This is a genomic window from Kocuria salina (assembly GCF_013368965.1).
Lineage (GTDB): Bacteria > Actinomycetota > Actinomycetes > Actinomycetales > Micrococcaceae > Kocuria > Kocuria rosea.
Window position 1 is genome coordinate 1 of record NZ_SSSF01000012.1, and the last position, 20,014, is coordinate 20,014.

Consider the following 20,014-nt stretch of genomic DNA (forward strand, 5'->3'; position numbering starts at 1 on the left):
CCGGTGGTACGGTATCGCTCAACTCAGCATATTTGCTGACGTGAACATGTGGTGGTGGGCCGCTGGATCAGGGGCATTCATGGAAAACATCGTCCTGTTTGGCGCCGTGGTCACCATGGTGGTGGCAATCCTCTTGGGATGGGTACGAACTCCTGTTGCCCAGCGACTGGCTCCCACTACGGATGCCGTGGGGCCAGTGGCCGCGCAGGTGGTGGTGGTGGCGATCTTCACCGCTACTGCTGCGGTGGCCGCGGCGATGACGCTCATGCTGTTCTCCGCCCTGGACGACTCTCAGCCACTGTGGGTGACGGTGGGCTTCCCAGTAGGGATCAGCGCCATCCTCCTGGCGGGCGCGGTGCTGGCGCGGTTCTTCGCGGAGCGTTTCGGCGAGGCGATCTACACGGCCTTCAATGGCCCCGCCCACCCGGAGGAGAACCCGTCCATGTATGCGGCCGCTTCATCCCGCTGGTGGTGGATCTACGTACTGGCCGCGGTCCTGCCGCTGACCGTGCTCGTGGCCGGCCTGCTCCGATGACGGCACGAGTTGCGGCAGCAGGCAGTGGCCGACACAGGGCACGACACGATGCGGAGAGTATTCGATGACCGCCAAGACCTTCATCATCATGACCTTCGGTGGATTCGTGGCCATGGCCGTTTTCGTGCTGCTGGTCGTTATTCTCGGCGGCACCTGGAGGGGCGGCAACGAAGGCATGGCATGGGTGTTCCTTGCCGCCTCCGCCCTGACCTCCCTCTCCTACCTCATGTACCGCCAGAAATGGTCCCCGACACTGACCGGCGCACGTTACTTGCTGGCCGTGGAACGAGGGCTGACCATCGAGGAAGCCATGGAGATCTGCCGGAAGTACTCGTTCCTCATGCTCATCAGCGCCGGCATCTTCCTGGTCGCCGCAATAGTCGCCTTCTTCACCTACTGACGGCCCCGGCCACTTCTCCTGCTCCGCTGACTCACCACTGCTTCAGAGACGACGAGCAACAGCCGAACGAGGATTGACATGCAGACAGTGCTTATCGTCTTGAACTCGATCTGCTTGGTGCTGCTGGTCGTGACGGTGTTGATCGGGCGCTACAAGTTCCAGTGGAGCGACACGAAGCTCGTGATGGCCGCCCTGACGTTCGGCGCGGCGTCGCTCGGCGGGTCAATGTTCATTTCCTACCTGACGTGAAGCGTCCAGCTCACACGATCTGAGCGCCGCCGAGCAGGCACAGCCTCGAGGTCCCGGCAGACCAACCTCATCTGCAACGTTCCGGGCATGGGCTCTTTGCACTACCAGGGCGCACTGGTGGGTCAGTGGGCGGGCTGGGAGTCGTCGGCCAGTGCCTGTACGAGGCCTTCGGCGAGTTCGCGGAAGGCGGCCGCACCGGCGGCTGGTTCGGAGGGGTTCTCGGGCTCCAGCCCGGTGACCACGAGGTCGGCGAGCAGCTCGAAGGTCGCATCCAAGGACGGTGTCGTCTCATCGCCCAGCACAGGTTCGGCCAGCAACGGGCCCACGGCGAGCACACTGAGCAGATGGCTGGTGACGGCGGGATCAACGTCGGGTCTCAGCAACCCGGCATCGATGAGCTCCTGCAGAAAAGCCGTTCCCAGCATCACGCGGGGGCGATAGCGTTCGGGTCCTCGCAGCAGCCCGTCGAGGATACGCCCGGTGTCGGCGTAGAGGGCGCGCATAAACGGGCGCTCGAGCAGCACCGCGATCGAGTGGCGGTAGATGCCCGACAGCCGCCCGCCCTCGGGGTCGGCCTCGACCCGGGAGCACGTCTGCGCGATGTAGTGGCTGAGCTCCCGCCGCACGGCGGCGTCGACGAGGGCGGCCTTGCTGGGGAACTCCAGGTAGACGGCTCCCTTGGAGATCCCGGCCTCCCGGGCGATCTCATCGATCGAGGCGCCTCGGACGCCCCGCCGCAGCATGAGGGCGACGGTGGTGTCGAGCAGCTTCTCCCGCCGTTGGGTGTCGCGGGCGCTCACCGTGCCCTCCCGGCGGGGGCGTGCTCAGCCAGGAACTCCACCAGGACGCGGTTGAAGAACGCGGGATTGTCCTGGTTGGCGTTGTGCCGGGCGCCCGGGACGATCTCATACCGTGCCTGGGGATCACGGGCAGCCCAGGCCGGCGCCGACCTGGCGATGGTGCCGGTCCGGTCCTGGTCACCGTGGGTCAGCAGCAGCGGGTGCTCGATCCGATAGCCCGGGCGGGGCCGGGGAACTCGCGTGACCGCGCCCCAGACGGCCAGGAACTCCTGCTTGCTCAGCGCGCTCATCGCCTCTCGGGCATCGGCCCGCACCCCGGGGCTGATCGCCAGCGAGGTCGCCATCACATCCTGCAGGTGCCTGTAGGGCCACCACCGGAACCACAGCAGCGAACTGCGCAGCAGGAACAGCTCCGCACGCGGGATCGGAGCCGTCGTACACGTCGCCCCGATGATCCCCAGGGCGACGATACGCTGGGGATGCCGCAGCACCAGGTCCTGAGCGACATAGGCCCCCAGCGACTGACCGACCACCACCAACCGATCGGCGGTGACCTCCTCGACCAGCGCGAGCACGTCCTCCGCCAGATCCGTCACCTGCAACGGCACCCGTCCGATCGGCTTGGACACCCCGTGCCCACGCAGGTCCATCGTCATCACCCGGTAGCCCGCCTCCAGCAACGGCCCCACCTGAGTGCCGAACATGCGGTGATCCATCGTCGCCCCATGCAGCAGCACCACCAGGGGCGCCGTCTCCGGGCCATGCAACCAAGCGTGCAAGCGGCACCCGGAGCGCTCCACCACCACTTCCCGCACCTGCCCGATCATCTCACTCACCCACCTAGAATGACCGGTTGAACGGATTTGGTCAATTAGTCACATATGGATGACTTGCACCCCCCGGAGCGAAGGGGTTACACCACGGCACCGCCCCACGGAACAGCGCGATATCCACGCATGACATGGGAACCCTCACCGCAACCAGGTAGGTCGAGAAGTCAGGTGAACCCGAGGGGGTTCCCTCGAAGGAATAACCGACGATTTGCCTCATAGCGTCTAGGGTGACCGGCATGACGAGCCGAACGTTCACCGTCGCAACCGCCACCACCGCGATGACACTGGCCATCACCGCCTGCGGATCGTCACCGAATTCGGAATCACACCCGGAGCCCGACCTCACCAGCTGGACCGCCGACACCCTGCCCGTCCCAGCTGAAGGCGGCTTCTCCATGACCAACATCGCGACCCCGGACGGCGCCCATGCCAACGACGCGATCCCCGACGTCGAGCCCGGGTGGTACGCCATCACGATGGCCTGCGAGCCCACCGGGTCTGCAACTGCAGTCGAGGATCCCTCGGCGCATATCGTGCTCAGCGGCGAGAGCGGCAACTACGGCGGAGGGGATTGCCCACGCCCGCCGATCACCACGACCACCTACGTCGGCATCCCCGAGGAGCCAACGCCGGAAACGTTCAGCGTGAAAGTCCTCCCGGACGGCCAAGAGCTCTACTGGGGCGTGTCCGCTTCACCGACGACCGCCCCCGAGTAGCTCTTCTCGATCCGCCGGCACAGCGCTCATCACCGCATCCGGCGCGCGGACGAGGCCTCCGGTCGGGCAGGTGCTGGGCTGATCCACACCCATACCCGTACAAGCCCCCGCTTTCCGTCCACCGCAAGGGGGGAACCCCTACTGCACTGTGGAGTGGTGAGATCCGCGGACTCCAGTCGTCGTACCACGGTGACTGCACGACACGCAGGGCGTCGGCGCAGTCCGGGAGGTTCGATCGCGTCTCAGTAGCGTGGGAAGCCCCACCCGAGGAGGCTCACCACGATGCTCACCGATCTCGCCGCACCGCCCGGCGTCCTGGCCGCGTCCGGGATCAATCCCACTGCCGGTGACTGGGGTCTGCCCCTGTTGGCCCTGCTCTTCCCTCTGGTCATGTTCGTGCTCTCGTTGCTGATCTTCTACTGGGTGGTGCGCAAAGGCGTGACCGCCGGCATCAGGGACTACGTGCGCCAGCACGGCGACCGCCCCGGTAGCTGGCGACCGTAGACCCCCCCAGAAGGCGCCTGCCCTCGAGGCCCGTGTATCGAGCGATGACCTCGTCGCCGTCCAGGAAGGAGCCCGTCCTGTGGATGCCCCAGCTCAAATGCCTGCCCGGCCCTGGAGGAGTGCTGCCCGGTGGATCTGGCATTTCTTGGTGCGCTGGGTGCCGATCATGGTGGCCCTGCAGGTGAGCTTCGAGGTGCTGCTGCGCAGCGACTGGTTCCTCCGGAACCCTGACCTCGACCCGGGGCAGGCCGCCACCGTGGTCGTCTTCGTCCCGGCCGGGCTCTGGGCGGTGGCCGACGGGTATCGCCTGGTGCCCACCGGACAGGCCGTCGCACTCTGGGCCGTCGTCGGTGCTGCGATGGTGCTCGCCGCGCATCTTTACACCGCGGTGCTCGGTGTCAGCCAGGGCATGACCCTGACCGTGGTGGAAACAGCCCGGTGGGCCACAGCGGCCCTGGACCTCGCCGTGCTGCACGCCGTGCCCGCCGGGATGCTCGTGCTGCTGGGGGCGGGCCTGCACCACCTCCGGAGCACGCGGGCCACCGGCCAGTCCACGACCACCGCCGAGGGCGGCCGGTAGCGTGAGCGGCATGGACGACCGCCCCCGGCCCGCACCCGACGAGTCCTCACCGGTCGACACCGCCCCGGTCCCCACTGTCGGCCAGGTGGTGGTCGGCACCGCGCCTGCCGCCGCGGTCCTCGTCGTTGCGATGCCGGTGGCGCTGTGGTGGCTGCTGGACACCTCCTCCGGTGAGCTGCGCACCCCGTGGCGGCCGGCGCTGCTGCTCGGTCTCCTGGCCCTGTTCCACCTCCTGGCCCGACTCGCCCGCCCCCCACGGCCCACTGGCCTGCCGTCGGTGTCCGCGGAACGGGTGCGCAACGCGCTGGTCTCCGCCGCCCGGACCGGTGCCGTGCCCTCGGAGCCGCGAGTCCGCGCCGCCGCCGCTGCCACGGCCTGCCAACGGGTCGAGGCCGCCGCCTACGCCGTGGCCGCCACGACCGGGGTGCTGATCGCCTCGCTGCTGGTGCCGCAGCCGGCTTGGACCGTCTTCGCCGTCGTCGCCGGGATCCTGGCGCTCATCCACGTTCTCCGCGCCCGGCACCCCTGGGCCTACCTGCGCGCGGTGCACCACGACGACCACGCCAACTAACGAACCCTTATTGCATCGTCGGAGACGTGAGGCAGGCCGAGGTTCACACGGCCCGGCTGGTGCACCGGTCCGGGGTGCTGGTGAGTCCTTGGGCCGGTGGGCCATCGTGGTCTCTCTGCCTGCAGCGCCATCGATGCTTGGCCAGAGCCACTGCGGACGAGGTGGGCGCGCAGCCGAGTGCGGCGTCACCTCCAGTGCATCCCCGCCGGCATCTCGTCAACGGTTCCGAGGGCCCCGAAGAAGACCAGCCGTGCGATGAGCACCAGGACCAAGGGGGCCACGGCCCAGCCCACGATCCAGGCTCGCTTCCGGTAGGCCTGCGCGTACAGCTCCGCCGTCTCCCCCGCGGCTGCCCCGACCCACTGCTGGTAGGAGAGCCGGCCCATGTACTGGCTGCGGTAGCGGGCCATGAGGTAGCCGTAGGCGAAGAACAACGCCCCGAGGATCGGGGCGATGACCACCATGGGATCCGGGTCGGCGTAGAGGACCTGGACGGTCGTGATGAAGGTCAGAAACAGGCTCATTGCGACCATCGCGAGGTGGAAGGACGTCACCGCCAGCGACACGGCCACCCGCGGAACGTCCTGGGGGGCTTTCGCCAGCCGGGCAGCCACCGGTGCCCGAGCGAGGGTGAGGACCACATTGGCCAGGCCCACGCTCATCAGAATCCCGAGGGCAATCCAATTCATCGTCTCCTCCTCGCGCCGCTGCCGGTGAGGGCAAGCCCGGTCCAGTCGCACGTTCGCCGGCAGGCCGTCCTGAACTTCTCAGGCATCGAGGCGGCGAAGGCCGAGGACAGGCATGGACCTCACCGGGGGTAGCGCGGCTGGGTGAACCAGGCGCGCAGCGGGGCTTGGAACGCGGTCACCAGCCAGGCGATGTTGACCGCGATGAAGGCGATGCCGATGGCGATCAGCACGATCGCCCACTGCCCGTAGAGCCAGAACCCGAAGAGGTTGCCCAAAAAGCCCAGCGAGCTCAGGATCGCGGCCACGATGCCCACGATCCGCGCCCAGTTCGCGCCCTTGCGCAGGAACACGTATTCCGTGGCGTAGAGGCCCACCAGCACCACGATCGCGATCACCCCGGAGGCGATCGAGAAGCCGCGCATCTGCCCCATCATGGTGCCGACCTGGCCGGCGTCCTCGGCCGGCACCCCCATGCGCTGGTACATCGCGGCGAAGTCCGTCGTGGCGAAGATAACCGTGACCACCACCCCGAGGGCCGTATACAGGGCGCCTGAGGCCACGGTCAGGCCCAGCAGCCGTTTGAGCTGCCGCGGCGCCGGCACCGGACCGCGCTGCTGGCCGGGGCCCGCCCCTGCGGACCATTCGGCCGGGGCGGCCCGGGGCGAGGTGCTGCGGGTGGGTTCGTAGGGGTGACTGGGGTGTCCTGGGTTATCCGGTGGGGTGCTCACAATCGGAACTCCTTGAATGGTGCGGTGACAGTGCTGACGAAGCCCTGGAGTGCGTGGCGGTGGTGCGTCCGGGGCACCTCAGATCGGTGGCACCCCGTCCCGGATGGCTCACGGTGTATTGGTCTCATCGCAGATCGTGATCCCGGGCGGCCCATTTGCTCTTCCGGCGGCGTTCAGCCCACCACATCCCGGCCGTCACGACCACGGCCATCCCGGTGAACGCCGCGTACGTCCCGAGGGACAGGTCCAGCCCGGCGAAGACCGCCAGCACCGTCAGGATCAGCCAGGCCAGCCAGATCTTGACGAGGTTGGAGATGTTCAGCGCGTCCATCGGCCCCGGCCCGGGGTCAGGCTCCCGCTCGGTCAGGCGCCCCAGATGGGAGCCCCCGGGTTCCTGGCTCTCCGTGTCCTCCGGGCGGGTGAGGGAGCGGCAGGTATCGATCAGGTGGGCGTTGCGCTCGGCCGCCCACCGCGGAACACCCGGGCGCATGAACAGATACCACCCAAGGTTGTCCCGGGCCCGCGCGGAGAGCACCGCCCCCGTTCCTGAGGGCACAGCGGTGACGGTCAGGGCGGCGGGAAAGGCTCGGCGGCCCCGGACGGATTCGACCCCGAGGAACCGGAACTTCCGGTCCGAGCCCATCTCCACGGTGGTCCCGTCCTGGCTCTCGTGGACAGTTGCGCCTTCGCCGGCGAAGTGTGCGCTGATGCGCTCCAGCGCCTCAGACACCGGAAGCGCAGTAGCCCACCGGTCCTCGAGAACGAAGCGGTCGTGCCGGGGGGCGTGTGCGGCGAACCGGGCGAACACCCATCCCGCCACAGCCAGGCCCGCGAAGCCCAGCACCCACCCCCACCAGGGCATCTCCACCAGGCGCAGCGCCAGAAGACCCCCCACGAGGACGACAACCAGGACAATGACCGCAGCGGTGGGCGTGCGCGGTTTCTCGCTCATCGGCCCGCACCGATCGACTCGGCAGCACAGGGAAGACTCATCCTCTCTGCCTATCAACGAGAAGATGAACCCACCAGACACACATGTGCGGTAGCAAACCGCAGAGGGGTGGGGGCCCGTTAGTGGAGCGGCCCTGTGGAACGGCCGCCCGACAGCACCGCTGAAGAGTCCACAAGCGTGACCGTTCCCTGTCGCACCGGCAGCTGGTTGGCTGGGATTCCACAGCGACGGAGGGAACCAGTGGGCAACAGCAGCGCACCAGGGTGGAGTGCCCGGTGGTGGGACGTCACGATCTGGGGCACCATCCTTCTGACCGTGCTGATCCACGCCGTGCTGCACGGGTGGACGGACGAGCACACCGTGGCCGCGGTGGCGATGGGAGCCTGGGTAGCACTCAATCTCATCTGGATTCACCGCCACCGCAGCAGACGTCAACACGCGGCTGCAGAGTCGATGTCTCCGACAGCCACGGACCGGCAGGCCACCACCTCCAGCACAGCGGGCGTGCACGGCCGTCGGAGGGCGGTGCCCCTGCGCGGGATCGCCCTGGTGTTCCTGGCGGCGATGGTGGTCTTCATCCTGCGCACGGACAACCTCATGGCACCGACGACAGCCCTGGGGGTGTGGATCGCCTTCGCGTGGATCGAACGGCTGGAACGCAAGGATCCCATCCAGCGACGGCCACCTGATCCCAGCCTGCACGACGCCACCCGGCGCAACTAGACCCGGGTCCACCGGAAGAACGGGCACCCACGATGACGACACCGACCCCCACTGCGCCGGCTTTCGACGGAACCCGCCGCTCCATGCTCGACATGGGGCTCCAACCCTTCGGTGACTGGTGGTCCACCCTCCCCACCGGGGTCCAGGTCGCCCTCGTACTGGGCTTCGTCGCGGCGATGGCCGCGGTGATCTGGTGGGCGATCCGCCACGAACGACGCCACACGCCACCGGGCACGACCTCGGCCATGCACAAGAGACCGAGACTCGGGCGGAGCAGCCCTCCAGGATCCTGACCGCCAACCAGAGACAGTCAACGCCGTCGGCCAGCGCCACGTGCTCGAGCAACCGCAACGCTGAGCGGGCGCCGCATCGATTCCCAGCGACTGCGCTCAGTTGCCGCCGGCATTGGCCTTCTTCCGCGCCTTCCGCTTGTCGTCTAACCACATTCCGCCCCACACGACAGCCATCAGTCCGATCATCTGCAGCACATTGTCGGTGCGCACGGCGAACCAGATCAGGAACGCCAGCAGGAACGGTAACGAGATCAGCGCCAGCAGACCCTGCCACTCGGCCCGGCGCGCCTGAGCCGACTGCGGCGCCCGGTGCCGCGGCGTGCGGGTGCTCACCGGCGACCCCGCCCGCGATTGTTGTCGAGGCGCATCAGGAACAACCCGAGCAGCAACAACCCGGTGAAGATGGCGATGAACCCCACGTGTCCCAAGGCGATCTGCCAGCCGGCGACGACGAGGTAAACGAGCGCCCACAGTGCGGTCCGCATCCGCACTCCACCCGTCATAGCAACCCCCTTATTCGTGTCTCGGTCCGCGCATCCTGGCACGCGCGCACCAGCCTCGTCGTTCCCCTCTTGTGGCCCAAGCGGTGCGCCGTCACCGGGCGGTAGCGTCACCACCATGGACCAGCCCGCCCAGCGCACCGACGAGGTGCCCATACCGCGTGCCGGGCAGGTGCTGGCGCGGACACTTCCTGCCGCGCTCATGCTGGTCATCGGTATTCCGGGGTTGGCGCTGTGGGGCCTGGACGAGAACGGCGACGCACGAGCCGACTGGTTCTTGCTCCTCCCGGGACTACTGGTCCCGGCCGCCCTCTTCCTCCATCGACTCACGAAGGCGCCTCGACCCGCGCTGTCACCGGACACCGAGCTGGCACCGCTGAAATGGGACCTGGCGATCGCGGCCGAGAGCGGTCGACTTCCACCGAGATCTCCGGCGCAGGCAGCCGCGGCCCTGGCCTGTTGGCAGGTCGAGAAAACCGTGCTGGTCGGCGCCGCTGCCGTTGGTGCGACCATCACCTGGACGACTCGTGCGGTGTGGCTGTGGCTGGTGCTCGCGGCGCTCTGCGCTGCGGCTACCGTGGTCGCGGGCCGCCAAGCCCGCCACGGCTGGGTCTACCTGCAAGCCACGCACTCCACTGGCCGGCCGACGCCATCAGATGCGGTCAGTGCCATTCCCGCAGCAGCCCACGAGACCACAGCGGTGCCCGTGCCGACGGCCGGTCAGGTCCTGATGCGCACACTGCCCGAGGCGGCGGTGATGGTCATCGGGCTGCCACTGGTCGTCCGGTTCGTGCTGGACGAGAACGGTGAGACACGCACTCCCTGGTGGCCGGTGCCGCTGCTCGCCCTCGCCGGTCTAGTCATGCTCGTCGACCGCTACGCCCAGGCCCCTCGCCCCCGATACGACCAGCGGGTCGGTGAGGCGCAATGGAAGCCGGCGTTCGCTGCGGCTGCGAAGACCGGGGTTCTGCCCGAGCACCCCGAGGTGCGGGCCGCGGTCGGTGTCGTCGCCTGCCAGAACATCGAAGGAGTGGTGACAGGCGTCGCCATGGTCGTAGCTGTCGCCCTCAGCGCACTGGCCGCCCCTGGCTTCCCGTGGCTGGGTGCACTGGGGGCCCTCGTGATCCTCACCGTGATCAACGCCCTCCGGGCTCCCCGGGCCTGGGGCTATTTGCGCGCACTGCACACCGCCGAGCCCACCGGCTGACGACCAGCGGCGACGCGCCCCTGGGTAGCGTGGAGCCATGAACAAGCTCCTGCTCTCCCTGACCGGGGCCGCGGCCGGCTAGGTAGGCCGGCAGCTACGCGTCGGCGGCGACCTCCAGCCGCACCCGGTAGCCCAGCAGCGGGCACCCCGCCGAGCACCCCGGCAACTGTGTCCCGGCACCGGGGACCGCCTCGAGCTCCACGCCCACGTCGTTGCCGGCGCGCACGGTGAGCTCCCCGGGATTCGGGCCCTCTTCGAACCCCCTACCGCAATGAAGAGTCTCAACCTGCCCCAGGCCCTCGACCCGGCCGCTTCGGGCTTCCAGTCACTTCGCCGGGTCGAGCTCCGTGTCCCGCTCGTGGAGGTAGACACCCATGGTGAGCATGGCGATGAACTCGAAAGCGAACACGGCGAAGGTCCACTCACCCTGGGTGACGCCGAAGAAGACCGCGACCGGGATGACGATGAACAGTTTCATCGCGTCGCTGGTGATCATGGACCGTCCGCGGGCTCGCGGGGTGTCGATGTAGCCGTGCCCGGGGTAGAACATGCGCCCCTCCACTTGGTCGGGGTCCGCTTCTTCACCGGCCATCTGCTCGGCCCACTCGCGCCGGCGACGGGCGTAGTGGAACATGCTGATCACCGTGATCACGTACATCAGGGCGGTGATCCCGGTGACGAAGAGGAGGACCATCCGCTCGTCCCCGCCGGTATTCACACCAGCGCCTGCGCCGACGGCCAGAGGCACCAGCCACAGCGCCAGCAGCACCTTGTCGACCCCGGTCAGCATCGTTCCCCTCCCCCAGTCATTGCCTGCGGTAACGGCATCCTGGCACGACAGCACATCGCCTGTCTGACCCCTCATTCGGGGCGTGATGCGGCTCTAGCGTCGCCCGAAGGGCCCGCCGGGTCCTACTCCTCGGCCCGCACGAGGAGAGACCTCAGGAACCGGTCCCCCAGGGATGTGCCCCCGGCGAAGAGAACTGTCGACGGTCGGCTCGCGCCCCCATCAGATAGCTGGAACTCATCAGGAAGAACGCCAGGAAAGCCCCCAGCGACTGCCAGTCCCGCGCGACCGCCGACAGCACACCGAAGGCACCGAAGAGCACGGAGCCGACCACCCCGATACCGATCATGGCCTGCACCCGGTGCGGACGGGTGGCGATGAGCTGGGCGTAGCGCTGTTGCTGCCGCGGTTGCTCGAACAGTGCCGCCACGGGGAACGCCACCAGGAAGGGGAACAGCGCGACACCGGCCATGGTGGGATCCTCCCAGCTGCTGAGCAGCATCAGCACCCCGGCGATCGGCCACCACACCAGCATGATCCGGGTGGACCGTCGACGGCTCAGCTGCCGGGGAGCCCGGCGGAGCACACCACTGATGAGCAGGACACCGAGAACGACCGCCATCGCCCCGGTCAGCACGCCCAGCCAGGGGGCGAAGAGCTCCGAGGTGACCGGTGAGGTCAGGTGCCCGATGCTCCACCACAGGGGCACCGCCCCCACGGCGATCATGAACAACCCACCCAACACCGTCAGCTGCGCCCACCGTCGCTGTTGCACCCACCACCCCCATATCTGGACGGACCCCGCCCTACCGCCCGGTACAAACATCGATCATATGTGCATAAGTGAACGATCGTTGTTGTGAAGGGACATGCGCCGACAGCCATCGCGTCGCGTCAAGAACCCCAGCTGCACCCGTGGATGCTCGGCTCCCGCGCCCTATTCCACGGCAAGGGCCCGTGTCCACCCGGACAGGCTGGACAACTTCCATGTCAGCGAATCTCTCTCCCGCCGCCCTCGGACCCTTGCCCCTGCGCTCGGAAAGTGAACCAGCTAATGGTTCCGATGACCGCTGCAGCAATCACCGTGACGGGAAGGATGAACCAGGACACCCCCTCCCCCCGGACGACTTCGGGCAGAAGCATGGCCAGGATCGCCCCCAGCACGAAGACCGCCGTGTAGATCACCCGCTGCGTCTTCGGCGATTTCGACCCCCAGGCGAGCCGTCGCCCCGGCAGGGCAAACAGCAGAGCCAGAATGATGAAGGCAAGGGGAACCAGAGACCAGGCAAAGTCCGGGGACTCGACGACCGTGAGCACGATCAGCAGAAGGCCGAACACACCGATGATCAACTGGGCTATCCCATTCGACGACATCTGCGCTTGCTCCGTTCTGCTGGTCTGCTACCGCTCATGGCGCAGGTAGTCGTATCCTCACACGCCAGTTCCGCTCTGCTCGATGCCCTCTTGTGCGCCAGAGAAACCCCTGTTGCGACGCTATTTAGTTAGTACGGGGTGAGCTCGCCCAGGGTTGCGGGTTCTGAGATTCACCCCAGTTGAGGAGGGCAAGGGTCAGAAACATCGCTGCCATGGGCAACATAAATGTGGTTGAAGTCAAGGTGCCAAAAACAGCCACAACCAAGCTGAATGCGGCGGCGAAAGCCGCCATGACCCCGTAGCCCAAAGCAATCCGCCGCAAGGTCCTCCGCTGAGACTGCACATCAGTAGGTGGCTCCCAATCGGCGCGAGGGCTGATGGAAAACGGTAGAACCAAGCAAAGTCCCAAGAGGATCGGGAAGGCCGCCAAGGCGGTCTCGAGCGTAATAGGGCCGGCGGTGGCCAAAAATGCCAGCACCCCCGCGTTGACCAACAAGGCCACTAGTGCGTGCCCATACCTCCACCGAGCCATCTCAATGCTGCGAGTACGGGCATAACTAAGCAGCATCACTCCCAAGCCCACCGCCATGAGACCAAAAAAGATGTCGACCACGATACTGAGGCCCTCACTCCGGTCGACCGGATCCCACCCCAAGATGTTCCACACGATGGGAACCAACCCCATACCTATGACCGTGATTCCACAAAGCCTCAGTAGCTGCTGTGGTCCGCGTCCGCCCATTCCCAGTCTCTCCCCCGTTTTGCGCCGTGTGCCTAGTCACCCACCAGTGTTGTCCACCGGGGCCCACCCCCCGCCCCTATGTGCGTTTGTGAACTTCCGTGCATGTTGGGGCCACCATCCTCGAGTAGCCCGTCTTGACCCGGTCCCGACCAGAAGGGGCACGTTAGAGGGACCTCAAGCGGGCCCGGATGCACCCCTGAGGAACGCAGGCAACCAAGCGCGGTTGTCATGCCCGTTTACCCCGCCCGGTAAAAAGCCCGCTCAGGTGCGTCATACGCACCACGATGTCCACAGGCAACGACGGACTCAGATGGTCGTCGCTTGCGGGAGCTCTCGAATCCGCCGGTAGAGGGTGGCCCTGGACATGCCAAGGTCCCGGGCGACCTGGGTGGCCGGCTCGCCTCCCTCGATCAGCCGGAGAGCATTGCGGATCTGGGAGTCGGTGAACGTCTGGCGCCGCCCGCCGAGGTCCTTGCCTGCCGCCCTGCGTTTGGCCACCGAGTCGGTTACCCGTTCCCGCTTGATCTCCAGTTCCATCTGGGCCAGGGCGGCCATGACGGTGAAGACCATTGAGCCCATCGGGGTGGCGGTGTCCACATCTCCCCCACCGAGGTTGAGTACCCGCAAGCCGGCACCCCTTCCCCGCAGCGCTTCCGCGAAGGCCAGCATGTTCTGCGTCGACCGCCCCAACCGATCCAGCGTGGTAATCACCAGCGTGTCGCCGTCCTCGAGTGCGGCCACCGCCTTGTCGAAGGCCGGACGCGATGCACGACCTCCAGACACTCCACTGTCAACATAGACGTCATCGCGCCGTACGCCGGCACCCAGCAGGTCAGACACTTGACGGTCCGCGTCCTGCTGCCGCGTCGACACACGGGCGTACCCGATCAGCTTCCCCATGTCCACCCCATCTGTCTCGCAACTAACGTTGAGTATCCGATTCTAGGGGCATGGATAAAGCACATAGCTACGAGACAGGCCGAACCGCGGAATCATGCGGGTGCAAATTTCTTAGACGAGACGTCTCGCATCCCATGGCTTGAAAGACGACTGATGGCTGACCCGCTGACGAGACCCTCACCTTCGGCCTGGACGGTTGCGACCCCGAGATCGACCTCTCAACCGTCAACGCCGAGAAGCTCCACGAGGCGCTGCGGCCCTTCGTGGCCGCCGCACGCAAAGCCACCGGCGGGCGCCGCACCCGCACCACCCGGACCACCGGTGGTGATGCCGCCGAGACCGCCGCGATCCGGACCTGAGCGAAGAAGCACGGCCACCAGGTCTCCCCCCGTGGTCGCGTTCCCGCCGAAATCCGCCAGGTCTACCACGCCGCCGCCGGCGGCCAGCCCTAAGAGATGACTTCCATACCGGGGCCGTACAGGAGCACTTCAGCCAACCAGGGACATCGCAACCCTGAGATGACATAGTCACGTACCGAGCCAAGCAACGGATAGCTCGTGCGCTCAACGAGATGAAGTATGTGCTTCCGGGCGCCAGCCGCAGACACTGCGTGGAATCAGCGCGTCTGCCGATGTCCTTATGTAGGCGTGAGCGTGGGGCATCGTGCCGATCCATCAAGGAGACGGATGAGTTGGCGACCATGGAATCGCACTGGACTCGGACACGCTGCAAGCGCGCTACGACGACGCGTAATCTGTAGCCATCAAATGGAAGGAAAAATGTGCCTTCACTACTCACAGAAGAAGAATTTGAAGATGACTACCGCCTGCGGTTCGAGAGACTACTGCATGGTCAGGGCCTACTCATTGATTTTCGAAGAGACCGGGCTGGCCTAGACGCTGGCCTGGTGCTTGCGCAAGACGATTCAAGAAAGCTGAGTAACGTAAAGGTATGGTTTCAACTCAAAGGCAAGCATAAGGAAACGCTATCCGCTACCCAACTAGAAGAACGGGGAAGCGTAGATGTATCAGTTGATATTGAACACTTAAAGTATTGGTACGCCTCCCCCGAGGCTATCTACTTAGTGATATACATAGAAGCAACTGACATGTTTCTTGCTGAAGACGTCCAAGATATTGTAGACCGTCAGTGGGGAACAAGCATCCTGTCTCCTCAATTTCTCCCCGGCCAGAAAACAGTAACGGTACACATTAGCAGTGAATTAATCCTTGACACACGGGCAATTAGATCAATGGCCCGCCATCAATCCATGCGAATTGATGGCCCCGCATTCCGCGGCCGACCTTTGGGTCACCGACTAGACCCCCTCCGTTGCGACTTAGCGGAACTCCATCCTAATGTATTCATGGATGTTGTTGATGACCTGCTTAAAGCTCATCGCTTCAAGCTGGAAAAAGAGCTAGACGTTAATAGCCTGCTAATCTTGCCTAAAAATTCACGAGATCAAACGAAGTTCATCGTAGGCACCTTTCACACTACCTACGAGTGGATTTTTTCACTGGGCGTGGAGTACGGGCATGATGGCACCGGCTCCCCTCGAGAAGAAGGGCAAACTTTCCACGCATTTGGTAAAGTCGCCATCCTCGTACTGGGAAATCATCTTCAAGCTAAAGCTGCCGAACGAGCGACGGATTTTCTTAAGCAGCTCGAAGAAGAAGGGGTGACCAAAATCCTAGTTATAGCTAATGCAGATGAACGCAATATTTTGGGGACTTATGGTCGCATGATGGGACGATTGAGCTCGATCCCACAAGGGCTTGGAAGCCTATCCTATAGTGTGCTCACCTGTACGCTCATCTATTTAAAGTACAGGGATCAATTGGTATGGAAAACAATAAACTACAATTATTAGCCTGGGCTTTTGCACTTAGTAGTTGAGACGCCCCCAGGTCACCTGGTTTATCTGCATTATCGCACGATGATTACGTTATGCGCAGTAGGCACATCCGGGGCGTTGTTGGATGAAATCATTTTCGCAAAATCCATACGAAGGGTCAGATTCTTAGAAAGATTACCCCTTCTTGTTACAGAAAATGTAGTCTTGCACATTTCTGCAACATCTAGATCGCCTGTGGACACCGCAAGGTTTAGAGTCTTTCGCAGGTAAGGCATAAAACCAATGTCCCCTCCCAGTACATGCAACCCATACGTAGCAGCAGCAAATTGCAGGGCACTTGACGTCAAGCTGGTACGGCTTCCGAATTGACAAGCGTGCAACAATTCCAGCCGACCCATCAAAAGGTCTTCCGGTGGGGATTTTTGTTCCATTAGGTGCGTATATTTGGTATACGCTTCAAAGGGAACTAACAAATTTTCATCGCCTGGTGAGCTTGTCACCGTGACAGCTACGTCATCAGGCGAATTATGCGCAAGAGCCAAGGCCAGTACATGCACATCACGAGGTTCCCCTAGCAACTCAAAGGTCCAGGAAGTGGAGTCTTCCCAAGCCGATGCAAGTTCAAACCCGTGTTGTTCTAATGAAATACATGCTAAGCGAAATTTAGATACTCCCATGTACGCCGCATCTCGCTCATCCAATAAAATAGACACATTCGCCTGCGCAAGAGCGTTCGAAAGTGCCCATGACGTAGCCAACAACGACTCGAGGAAAGCAAATACGTCATTTATCACCTGATCCTGCGTTAGGGTTTCAGCAAAGGAGCGAAGCTGAAATTGAACTTCGTCGCCATTCAAGGCAAAGCTGCTTCCATGTTGGGCTGCGTTCCGGAGGTAATTGGCTACGCCAGCAAACAATCTCGAAGTGGCATCATTCTGCGCTAAGGACCTGGCTAGTGATGTGGCATCAGCTTCAAGCAGTCTTGCATAAGGTTGTGACTTTTGACCCGACAGTAAACAATACCAGGCAAAAATGGGAGCAGCGACGTCTTCAAATATTTCTCCATACAATTTAATTATCCGACGAAGCAGTGCGTAAGAGTCATTTTCGCGCTGGAGAACCGACTCAAAGGAAAAAACAGATTCCACAAGTAGACGCGAGCTTTTCGCCAGTGATTCTAGAGCGCCTGCTTGGGAGGCCACAGCCAACAGACGCTCATTAGCGCGACACAGTCGGGCCGCTTCAATGAGCAACTTTTCAAAATTTTCTGGGTCTAAGTGAACCTTGGACACGGCTTGCAAAGCAAGATACTGAGCTCCGTGCCCTTCATCGACTTCAACTCCGGTCAGACTTTTAGCTTCCTCGGCTCCTTTACTCCCAATATCCAATATGGACATGTTGGGATGGGTGACCAATAATGCTTTTATGCCTCTTTCAAATAAATTGGGCTCACTTAAGTCTTCATAGACACTTGCTGCACTTACTGCTAATGCGTAGTCCTCGATATCCAAAGCGCATTCATCAATCCTGAGTTGGCCTTGATGGATGAGTTTTTGTGCATCAAGCATGCTGGAGACTGAAAGCGCTTCAGCGTAAACCGTCCACAACGACTGCATACGCTGGAGCGTGGCCGTCACGGCTTTGTGCGCGGACATAGTCGGACGCAACGGCTGAGTTACCTTGTACTGCCTAAGGGTACTTTCGATTGAACTTTGAGCTTCTACCATTTTGCATATCGATTCGGCTGACCCATCTGTCTTGGCCATAAGGTCTAGCGCGCTAATAAATGCTGAAAGATGCTGCGTCAATTCGGTCAGTGTTTCCGGGTCCATCCCGCTTCTTTTTGGCAATGACTGAAGTCTCGAACTTCGAATCCGGTCATTGACTTCACGGACGGCTGAACGCCTTTTTACTACGTATCCATTGACTTCCGAGACTGGAGCCTTCTTGCCGCAATCCGCACACGGGTTGCCTAGTACGCGTTCTGCGTGGCAACGTTCACATTCCGTTAATTGAAACCGAAGTGAAGTTTTCATTGTATGTATCTACCCAATTTCCTCGAATCTTAATGATTTAGCGCTTTCACCGAATTCCTGGAGGTACACGGATGGAGAGCAGCCACTAAATATCGTTGCGGCCTTGGAGGAGGCGCATCATCGTGGCGACCATGTGCTGGCCCTGGAGCTGGTCGTCGGGCGTCTGCTGGTATTCCTGTCCGGTCATGCCGTCGCCCTGACGGCGGTTCTGCGGGGGCTCGAGGCCTTCGATCAGGATGGCCTCCATGGTGGCCACCACCAGGTCCGTCCCGAAGGTCTCCGCAGCGCGCCCGAGTCGACCGTTGGCGAGCACCGGGCGCAGACCGAACCAGGAGAACCGATCCCAGCGCCCGGACAGCCGGTCTTTGGTGTGGTCGAACAGGCGTTGCCCCAGCCGTGGTTTGGACACGCGTCCGACGTAGACGGTGCGTGCTCCGTCATGGAGCAGGTAGACGCCGACCTGTTGGGCGAAGTCCACGTCCTTGTCACTGCCGGCCTGGTGTCCGAGAATTCGGGCGCCCTTGCTCCAGTTCACCTTTTCGCGTTCCCAGAACATCCCGAAGGAGGTGATCAAGCCGGGGTCCTCGGTGGTGTCCTCCGGCGGGACGGGTGCGGGAACGACGTCGGAGGGGTCCGGGGCGTCCTCGTCGATCTTCTCCCCACCCGTAGCAGGTCCTTCAGCGAGAGGCAGAGGCGCCGGGGCAGGGGCGGCGGTGGGTTGGTTTCCGGCGGTCGTGTCTCCGGTTTCGAAGCGGTCGCGCAGCACGGCCAGAGTGATCCTCCTGCCGTCACGTTCGACTGCCCACATCACCCATCCGTTGGTTGCCCTGCCTCCGCGCACCGCCTGTGCTGCCGCGGAGGGCGTGCGATAGGACTGGCCGTCGTAGTTGACGCTGCCGTCGGCGTTCACCGACGCCTGGGCAGGCCACGAGGGACGGGTGGATCCCAGTCTCTCCCCTGATTTGAGCAGATCCGCACCGATGAGGTCCAACAGTGTGGTGGTGTGCACCGTAGGGGTCCGGCGCGGGCGGGGAGAGCGAGTCACGATGAATCCTTTGGGGGCAAGGAATGAACCCCTCCATCACACCACGGGGTTCGTGCTTGCCGGTCCCGGGCCCACCGCAGGGGCAGGGCTGGTGTGCCAGTGTCACCGGTATGCGATCCTCCCGCGGCTTCCAGGCCTTAGAACAAGGCGGCGCTCAGTACGACGTCGATCAGGCGCGGGGCGTATGCCAGCAGGGCGATGATGGCTCCCGATTGCAGCCCCGCCCGACACAGCTGGCGCCGTCGTCTGGCGGTGCGCACGGACGTGCGGAGGTCGGTGAAGCGACGCTGTAACACCGCAGGAACCAGCGGTGGTTGGGGATTGTCGTGCCAGGTTCCGGTCCGCTCGGCGGCCGAGGTGATCCGGGTAATCATGTCGACGGGGAGGACAGCACACCGTCGGCGCAGCCATCGCACCAGGTGGCGGTCAGTGAGCACGGTGACGCCGGCAGGCTTTTGCTTGATGGTCAGGCGCATGAGGCCGACGAGTACCAGCACGGCGGTGACCGGCACTGGTTCTCCGACCGCGGTGGCGAGCGGTTTGGCAGCCCGGGCTGCTTCATGGTGGGCGCGGGAGACGTGGTGCTGTTCCTGCCCGGCGATCAGACCGCTGGGGGTCACTTCATTGCTAACTCAAATGGAGGTCGCCGCCGTTAGCGATGGCGGCCAAGGTGCTGCCCATGAGGCACGACAATGCTACTCATAGACTGTCGCCTTCTAGAGTGTCTACTGGGCACTATTTCCGAGTGCAACAAAATCCTGATGACACAACTGCCCTCAGAAGGCTAGGTGACAACCTCCGCGCGCTGCGCGAGTCCAAGGGAAAATCGCAAGACACCCTTGCCAACACCTCAAGTCTTCACCGGACCTATATCGGCGCCGTCGAGCGTGGAGAGCGCAATCCAACGTACCTGACCCTAAAAAAATACGCGGCCGGACTGGGCATCAGCGTTCGAGACCTATTCGAGGGGCTCGAATGAGGACGGGCACACT

28 protein-coding genes and 2 pseudogenes are annotated in these 20,014 nt (G+C 63.8%); 14 read left to right on the plus strand and 16 right to left on the minus strand.

Features of this window, described 5'->3' with window-relative positions; genetic code table 11:
• The 3 genes from E7Z53_RS17450 to E7Z53_RS17460 form a co-directional block, all read left to right on the plus strand.
• Positions 1 to 535: hypothetical protein (locus tag E7Z53_RS17450; RefSeq protein ID WP_217905925.1), on the plus strand; the 535-nt coding region annotated here is incomplete at its 5' end.
• A gap of 64 nt (positions 536 to 599) precedes the next feature.
• Positions 600 to 935 (plus strand): hypothetical protein, encoded by a 336-nt coding sequence (locus E7Z53_RS17455; protein ID WP_176338413.1) that lies wholly within the window; start codon positions 600 to 602, stop codon positions 933 to 935.
• A 78-nt stretch (positions 936 to 1,013) separates the two neighbouring features.
• Entirely contained in the window at positions 1,014 to 1,184 is a 171-nt protein-coding gene (locus E7Z53_RS17460; RefSeq protein WP_176338414.1) for a hypothetical protein, read from the plus strand.
• 122 nt (positions 1,185 to 1,306) lie between these two features.
• On the opposite strand, the gene E7Z53_RS17465 is transcribed toward E7Z53_RS17460, so the two are convergent.
• A complete protein-coding gene (locus E7Z53_RS17465; protein WP_176338415.1) occupies positions 1,307 to 1,984 on the minus strand; it encodes a TetR/AcrR family transcriptional regulator in 678 nt (225 codons plus the stop codon).
• Positions 1,981 to 2,811 (minus strand): alpha/beta fold hydrolase, encoded by an 831-nt coding sequence (locus E7Z53_RS17470; protein ID WP_176338467.1) that lies wholly within the window; start codon positions 2,809 to 2,811, stop codon positions 1,981 to 1,983. Before E7Z53_RS17470 ends, E7Z53_RS17465 begins: the two co-directional genes overlap by 4 nt.
• Positions 2,812 to 3,053: 242 nt before the next feature.
• Between E7Z53_RS17470 and E7Z53_RS17475 the strand changes: the two genes are divergently transcribed.
• From E7Z53_RS17475 to E7Z53_RS17490, 4 genes are all read left to right on the plus strand, one after another.
• Positions 3,054 to 3,533: a hypothetical protein gene (locus E7Z53_RS17475; RefSeq protein ID WP_176338416.1), complete on the plus strand. Its 480-nt coding sequence runs from the start codon at positions 3,054 to 3,056 to the stop codon at positions 3,531 to 3,533.
• Between the two features lie 282 nt (positions 3,534 to 3,815).
• A complete protein-coding gene (locus tag E7Z53_RS17480) occupies positions 3,816 to 4,037 on the plus strand; it encodes a hypothetical protein (RefSeq protein WP_176338411.1) in 222 nt (73 codons plus the stop codon).
• Positions 4,038 to 4,185: 148 nt separating this feature from the next.
• Positions 4,186 to 4,617: a hypothetical protein gene (locus tag E7Z53_RS17485; protein ID WP_176338417.1), complete on the plus strand. Its 432-nt coding sequence runs from the start codon at positions 4,186 to 4,188 to the stop codon at positions 4,615 to 4,617.
• 10 nt (positions 4,618 to 4,627) lie between these two features.
• On the plus strand, positions 4,628 to 5,188 hold the full coding sequence (locus E7Z53_RS17490; RefSeq protein ID WP_176338418.1) for a hypothetical protein: 561 nt from the start codon (positions 4,628 to 4,630) through the stop codon (positions 5,186 to 5,188).
• A gap of 185 nt (positions 5,189 to 5,373) precedes the next feature.
• Here the strand turns inward: E7Z53_RS17490 and E7Z53_RS17495 are convergent, their stop codons facing one another.
• The 3 genes from E7Z53_RS17495 to E7Z53_RS17505 all read right to left on the minus strand — a co-directional run bounded on the left by E7Z53_RS17495 (position 5,374) and on the right by E7Z53_RS17505 (position 7,557).
• A complete protein-coding gene (locus E7Z53_RS17495) occupies positions 5,374 to 5,877 on the minus strand; it encodes a hypothetical protein (protein WP_176338419.1) in 504 nt (167 codons plus the stop codon).
• A gap of 119 nt (positions 5,878 to 5,996) precedes the next feature.
• Positions 5,997 to 6,605 (minus strand): hypothetical protein, encoded by a 609-nt coding sequence (locus E7Z53_RS17500; RefSeq protein ID WP_176338420.1) that lies wholly within the window; start codon positions 6,603 to 6,605, stop codon positions 5,997 to 5,999.
• Positions 6,606 to 6,729: 124 nt separating this feature from the next.
• Positions 6,730 to 7,557: a hypothetical protein gene (locus E7Z53_RS17505; RefSeq protein ID WP_176338421.1), complete on the minus strand. Its 828-nt coding sequence runs from the start codon at positions 7,555 to 7,557 to the stop codon at positions 6,730 to 6,732.
• A 240-nt stretch (positions 7,558 to 7,797) separates the two neighbouring features.
• On the opposite strand from E7Z53_RS17505, the gene E7Z53_RS17510 reads away from it, so the two are divergent.
• Both E7Z53_RS17510 and E7Z53_RS17515 read left to right on the plus strand, forming a co-directional pair.
• A complete protein-coding gene (locus E7Z53_RS17510) occupies positions 7,798 to 8,280 on the plus strand; it encodes a hypothetical protein (RefSeq protein WP_176338422.1) in 483 nt (160 codons plus the stop codon).
• Positions 8,281 to 8,312: 32 nt separating this feature from the next.
• Positions 8,313 to 8,573, plus strand: coding sequence for a hypothetical protein (locus E7Z53_RS17515; RefSeq protein ID WP_176338423.1), 261 nt, complete (start codon positions 8,313 to 8,315; stop codon positions 8,571 to 8,573).
• Between the two features lie 96 nt (positions 8,574 to 8,669).
• Here the strand turns inward: E7Z53_RS17515 and E7Z53_RS17520 are convergent, their stop codons facing one another.
• Both E7Z53_RS17520 and E7Z53_RS17525 read right to left on the minus strand, forming a co-directional pair.
• Positions 8,670 to 8,906, minus strand: a complete 237-nt coding sequence (locus E7Z53_RS17520) for a hypothetical protein (RefSeq protein ID WP_176338424.1) — start codon at positions 8,904 to 8,906, stop codon at positions 8,670 to 8,672.
• Positions 8,903 to 9,058: a hypothetical protein gene (locus E7Z53_RS17525; RefSeq protein WP_176338425.1), complete on the minus strand. Its 156-nt coding sequence runs from the start codon at positions 9,056 to 9,058 to the stop codon at positions 8,903 to 8,905. The genes E7Z53_RS17520 and E7Z53_RS17525 overlap by 4 nt, the downstream gene beginning before the upstream one ends.
• Before the next feature lie 133 nt (positions 9,059 to 9,191).
• Between E7Z53_RS17525 and E7Z53_RS17530 the strand changes: the two genes are divergently transcribed.
• Positions 9,192 to 10,280: a hypothetical protein gene (locus E7Z53_RS17530; RefSeq protein ID WP_176338426.1), complete on the plus strand. Its 1,089-nt coding sequence runs from the start codon at positions 9,192 to 9,194 to the stop codon at positions 10,278 to 10,280.
• A 94-nt stretch (positions 10,281 to 10,374) separates the two neighbouring features.
• Here E7Z53_RS17530 and E7Z53_RS20495 read toward each other — a convergent pair whose 3' ends face one another.
• From E7Z53_RS20495 to E7Z53_RS17555, 6 genes are all read right to left on the minus strand, one after another.
• The gene (locus tag E7Z53_RS20495; RefSeq protein WP_255219666.1) at positions 10,375 to 10,506 is read right to left on the minus strand and encodes a hypothetical protein; all 132 of its coding nucleotides are present in this window, start codon (positions 10,504 to 10,506) and stop codon (positions 10,375 to 10,377) included.
• 99 nt (positions 10,507 to 10,605) lie between these two features.
• The gene (locus E7Z53_RS17535) at positions 10,606 to 11,070 is read right to left on the minus strand and encodes a hypothetical protein (protein ID WP_176338427.1); all 465 of its coding nucleotides are present in this window, start codon (positions 11,068 to 11,070) and stop codon (positions 10,606 to 10,608) included.
• A gap of 151 nt (positions 11,071 to 11,221) precedes the next feature.
• A complete protein-coding gene (locus tag E7Z53_RS17540; protein WP_176338428.1) occupies positions 11,222 to 11,842 on the minus strand; it encodes a hypothetical protein in 621 nt (206 codons plus the stop codon).
• A gap of 215 nt (positions 11,843 to 12,057) precedes the next feature.
• On the minus strand, positions 12,058 to 12,417 hold the full coding sequence (locus E7Z53_RS17545) for a hypothetical protein (protein ID WP_176338429.1): 360 nt from the start codon (positions 12,415 to 12,417) through the stop codon (positions 12,058 to 12,060).
• Positions 12,418 to 12,565: 148 nt separating this feature from the next.
• Positions 12,566 to 13,054 (minus strand): hypothetical protein, encoded by a 489-nt coding sequence (locus tag E7Z53_RS17550; RefSeq protein WP_176338430.1) that lies wholly within the window; start codon positions 13,052 to 13,054, stop codon positions 12,566 to 12,568.
• Between the two features lie 435 nt (positions 13,055 to 13,489).
• Entirely contained in the window at positions 13,490 to 14,083 is a 594-nt protein-coding gene (locus E7Z53_RS17555; RefSeq protein ID WP_176338431.1) for a recombinase family protein, read from the minus strand.
• A 173-nt stretch (positions 14,084 to 14,256) separates the two neighbouring features.
• On the opposite strand from E7Z53_RS17555, the pseudogene E7Z53_RS21000 reads away from it, so the two are divergent.
• The 3 genes and pseudogenes from E7Z53_RS21000 to E7Z53_RS17565 form a co-directional block, all read left to right on the plus strand.
• A pseudogene (locus E7Z53_RS21000) lies at positions 14,257 to 14,442 on the plus strand (Lsr2 dimerization domain-containing protein); the annotation flags it as partial.
• A gap of 9 nt (positions 14,443 to 14,451) precedes the next feature.
• A pseudogene (locus E7Z53_RS21005) lies at positions 14,452 to 14,535 on the plus strand (Lsr2 family DNA-binding protein); the annotation flags it as partial.
• A 329-nt stretch (positions 14,536 to 14,864) separates the two neighbouring features.
• Positions 14,865 to 15,956, plus strand: coding sequence for a DUF4365 domain-containing protein (locus E7Z53_RS17565; protein WP_176338432.1), 1,092 nt, complete (start codon positions 14,865 to 14,867; stop codon positions 15,954 to 15,956).
• Between the two features lie 56 nt (positions 15,957 to 16,012).
• Here E7Z53_RS17565 and E7Z53_RS17570 read toward each other — a convergent pair whose 3' ends face one another.
• From E7Z53_RS17570 to E7Z53_RS17580, 3 genes are all read right to left on the minus strand, one after another.
• On the minus strand, positions 16,013 to 17,773 hold the full coding sequence (locus tag E7Z53_RS17570; RefSeq protein WP_176338433.1) for a hypothetical protein: 1,761 nt from the start codon (positions 17,771 to 17,773) through the stop codon (positions 16,013 to 16,015).
• A gap of 289 nt (positions 17,774 to 18,062) precedes the next feature.
• Positions 18,063 to 19,022 carry a hypothetical protein gene (locus tag E7Z53_RS17575; RefSeq protein WP_369598015.1) on the minus strand — a complete coding sequence of 320 codons (960 nt, stop codon included), beginning with the start codon at positions 19,020 to 19,022 and terminating at the stop codon, positions 18,063 to 18,065.
• A gap of 137 nt (positions 19,023 to 19,159) precedes the next feature.
• Positions 19,160 to 19,642 (minus strand): hypothetical protein, encoded by a 483-nt coding sequence (locus tag E7Z53_RS17580; protein WP_176338435.1) that lies wholly within the window; start codon positions 19,640 to 19,642, stop codon positions 19,160 to 19,162.
• A gap of 125 nt (positions 19,643 to 19,767) precedes the next feature.
• On the opposite strand from E7Z53_RS17580, the gene E7Z53_RS17585 reads away from it, so the two are divergent.
• Positions 19,768 to 20,001 carry a helix-turn-helix domain-containing protein gene (locus tag E7Z53_RS17585; RefSeq protein WP_369598016.1) on the plus strand — a complete coding sequence of 78 codons (234 nt, stop codon included), beginning with the start codon at positions 19,768 to 19,770 and terminating at the stop codon, positions 19,999 to 20,001.
• The last annotated feature ends 13 nt before the right edge of the window (positions 20,002 to 20,014 follow it).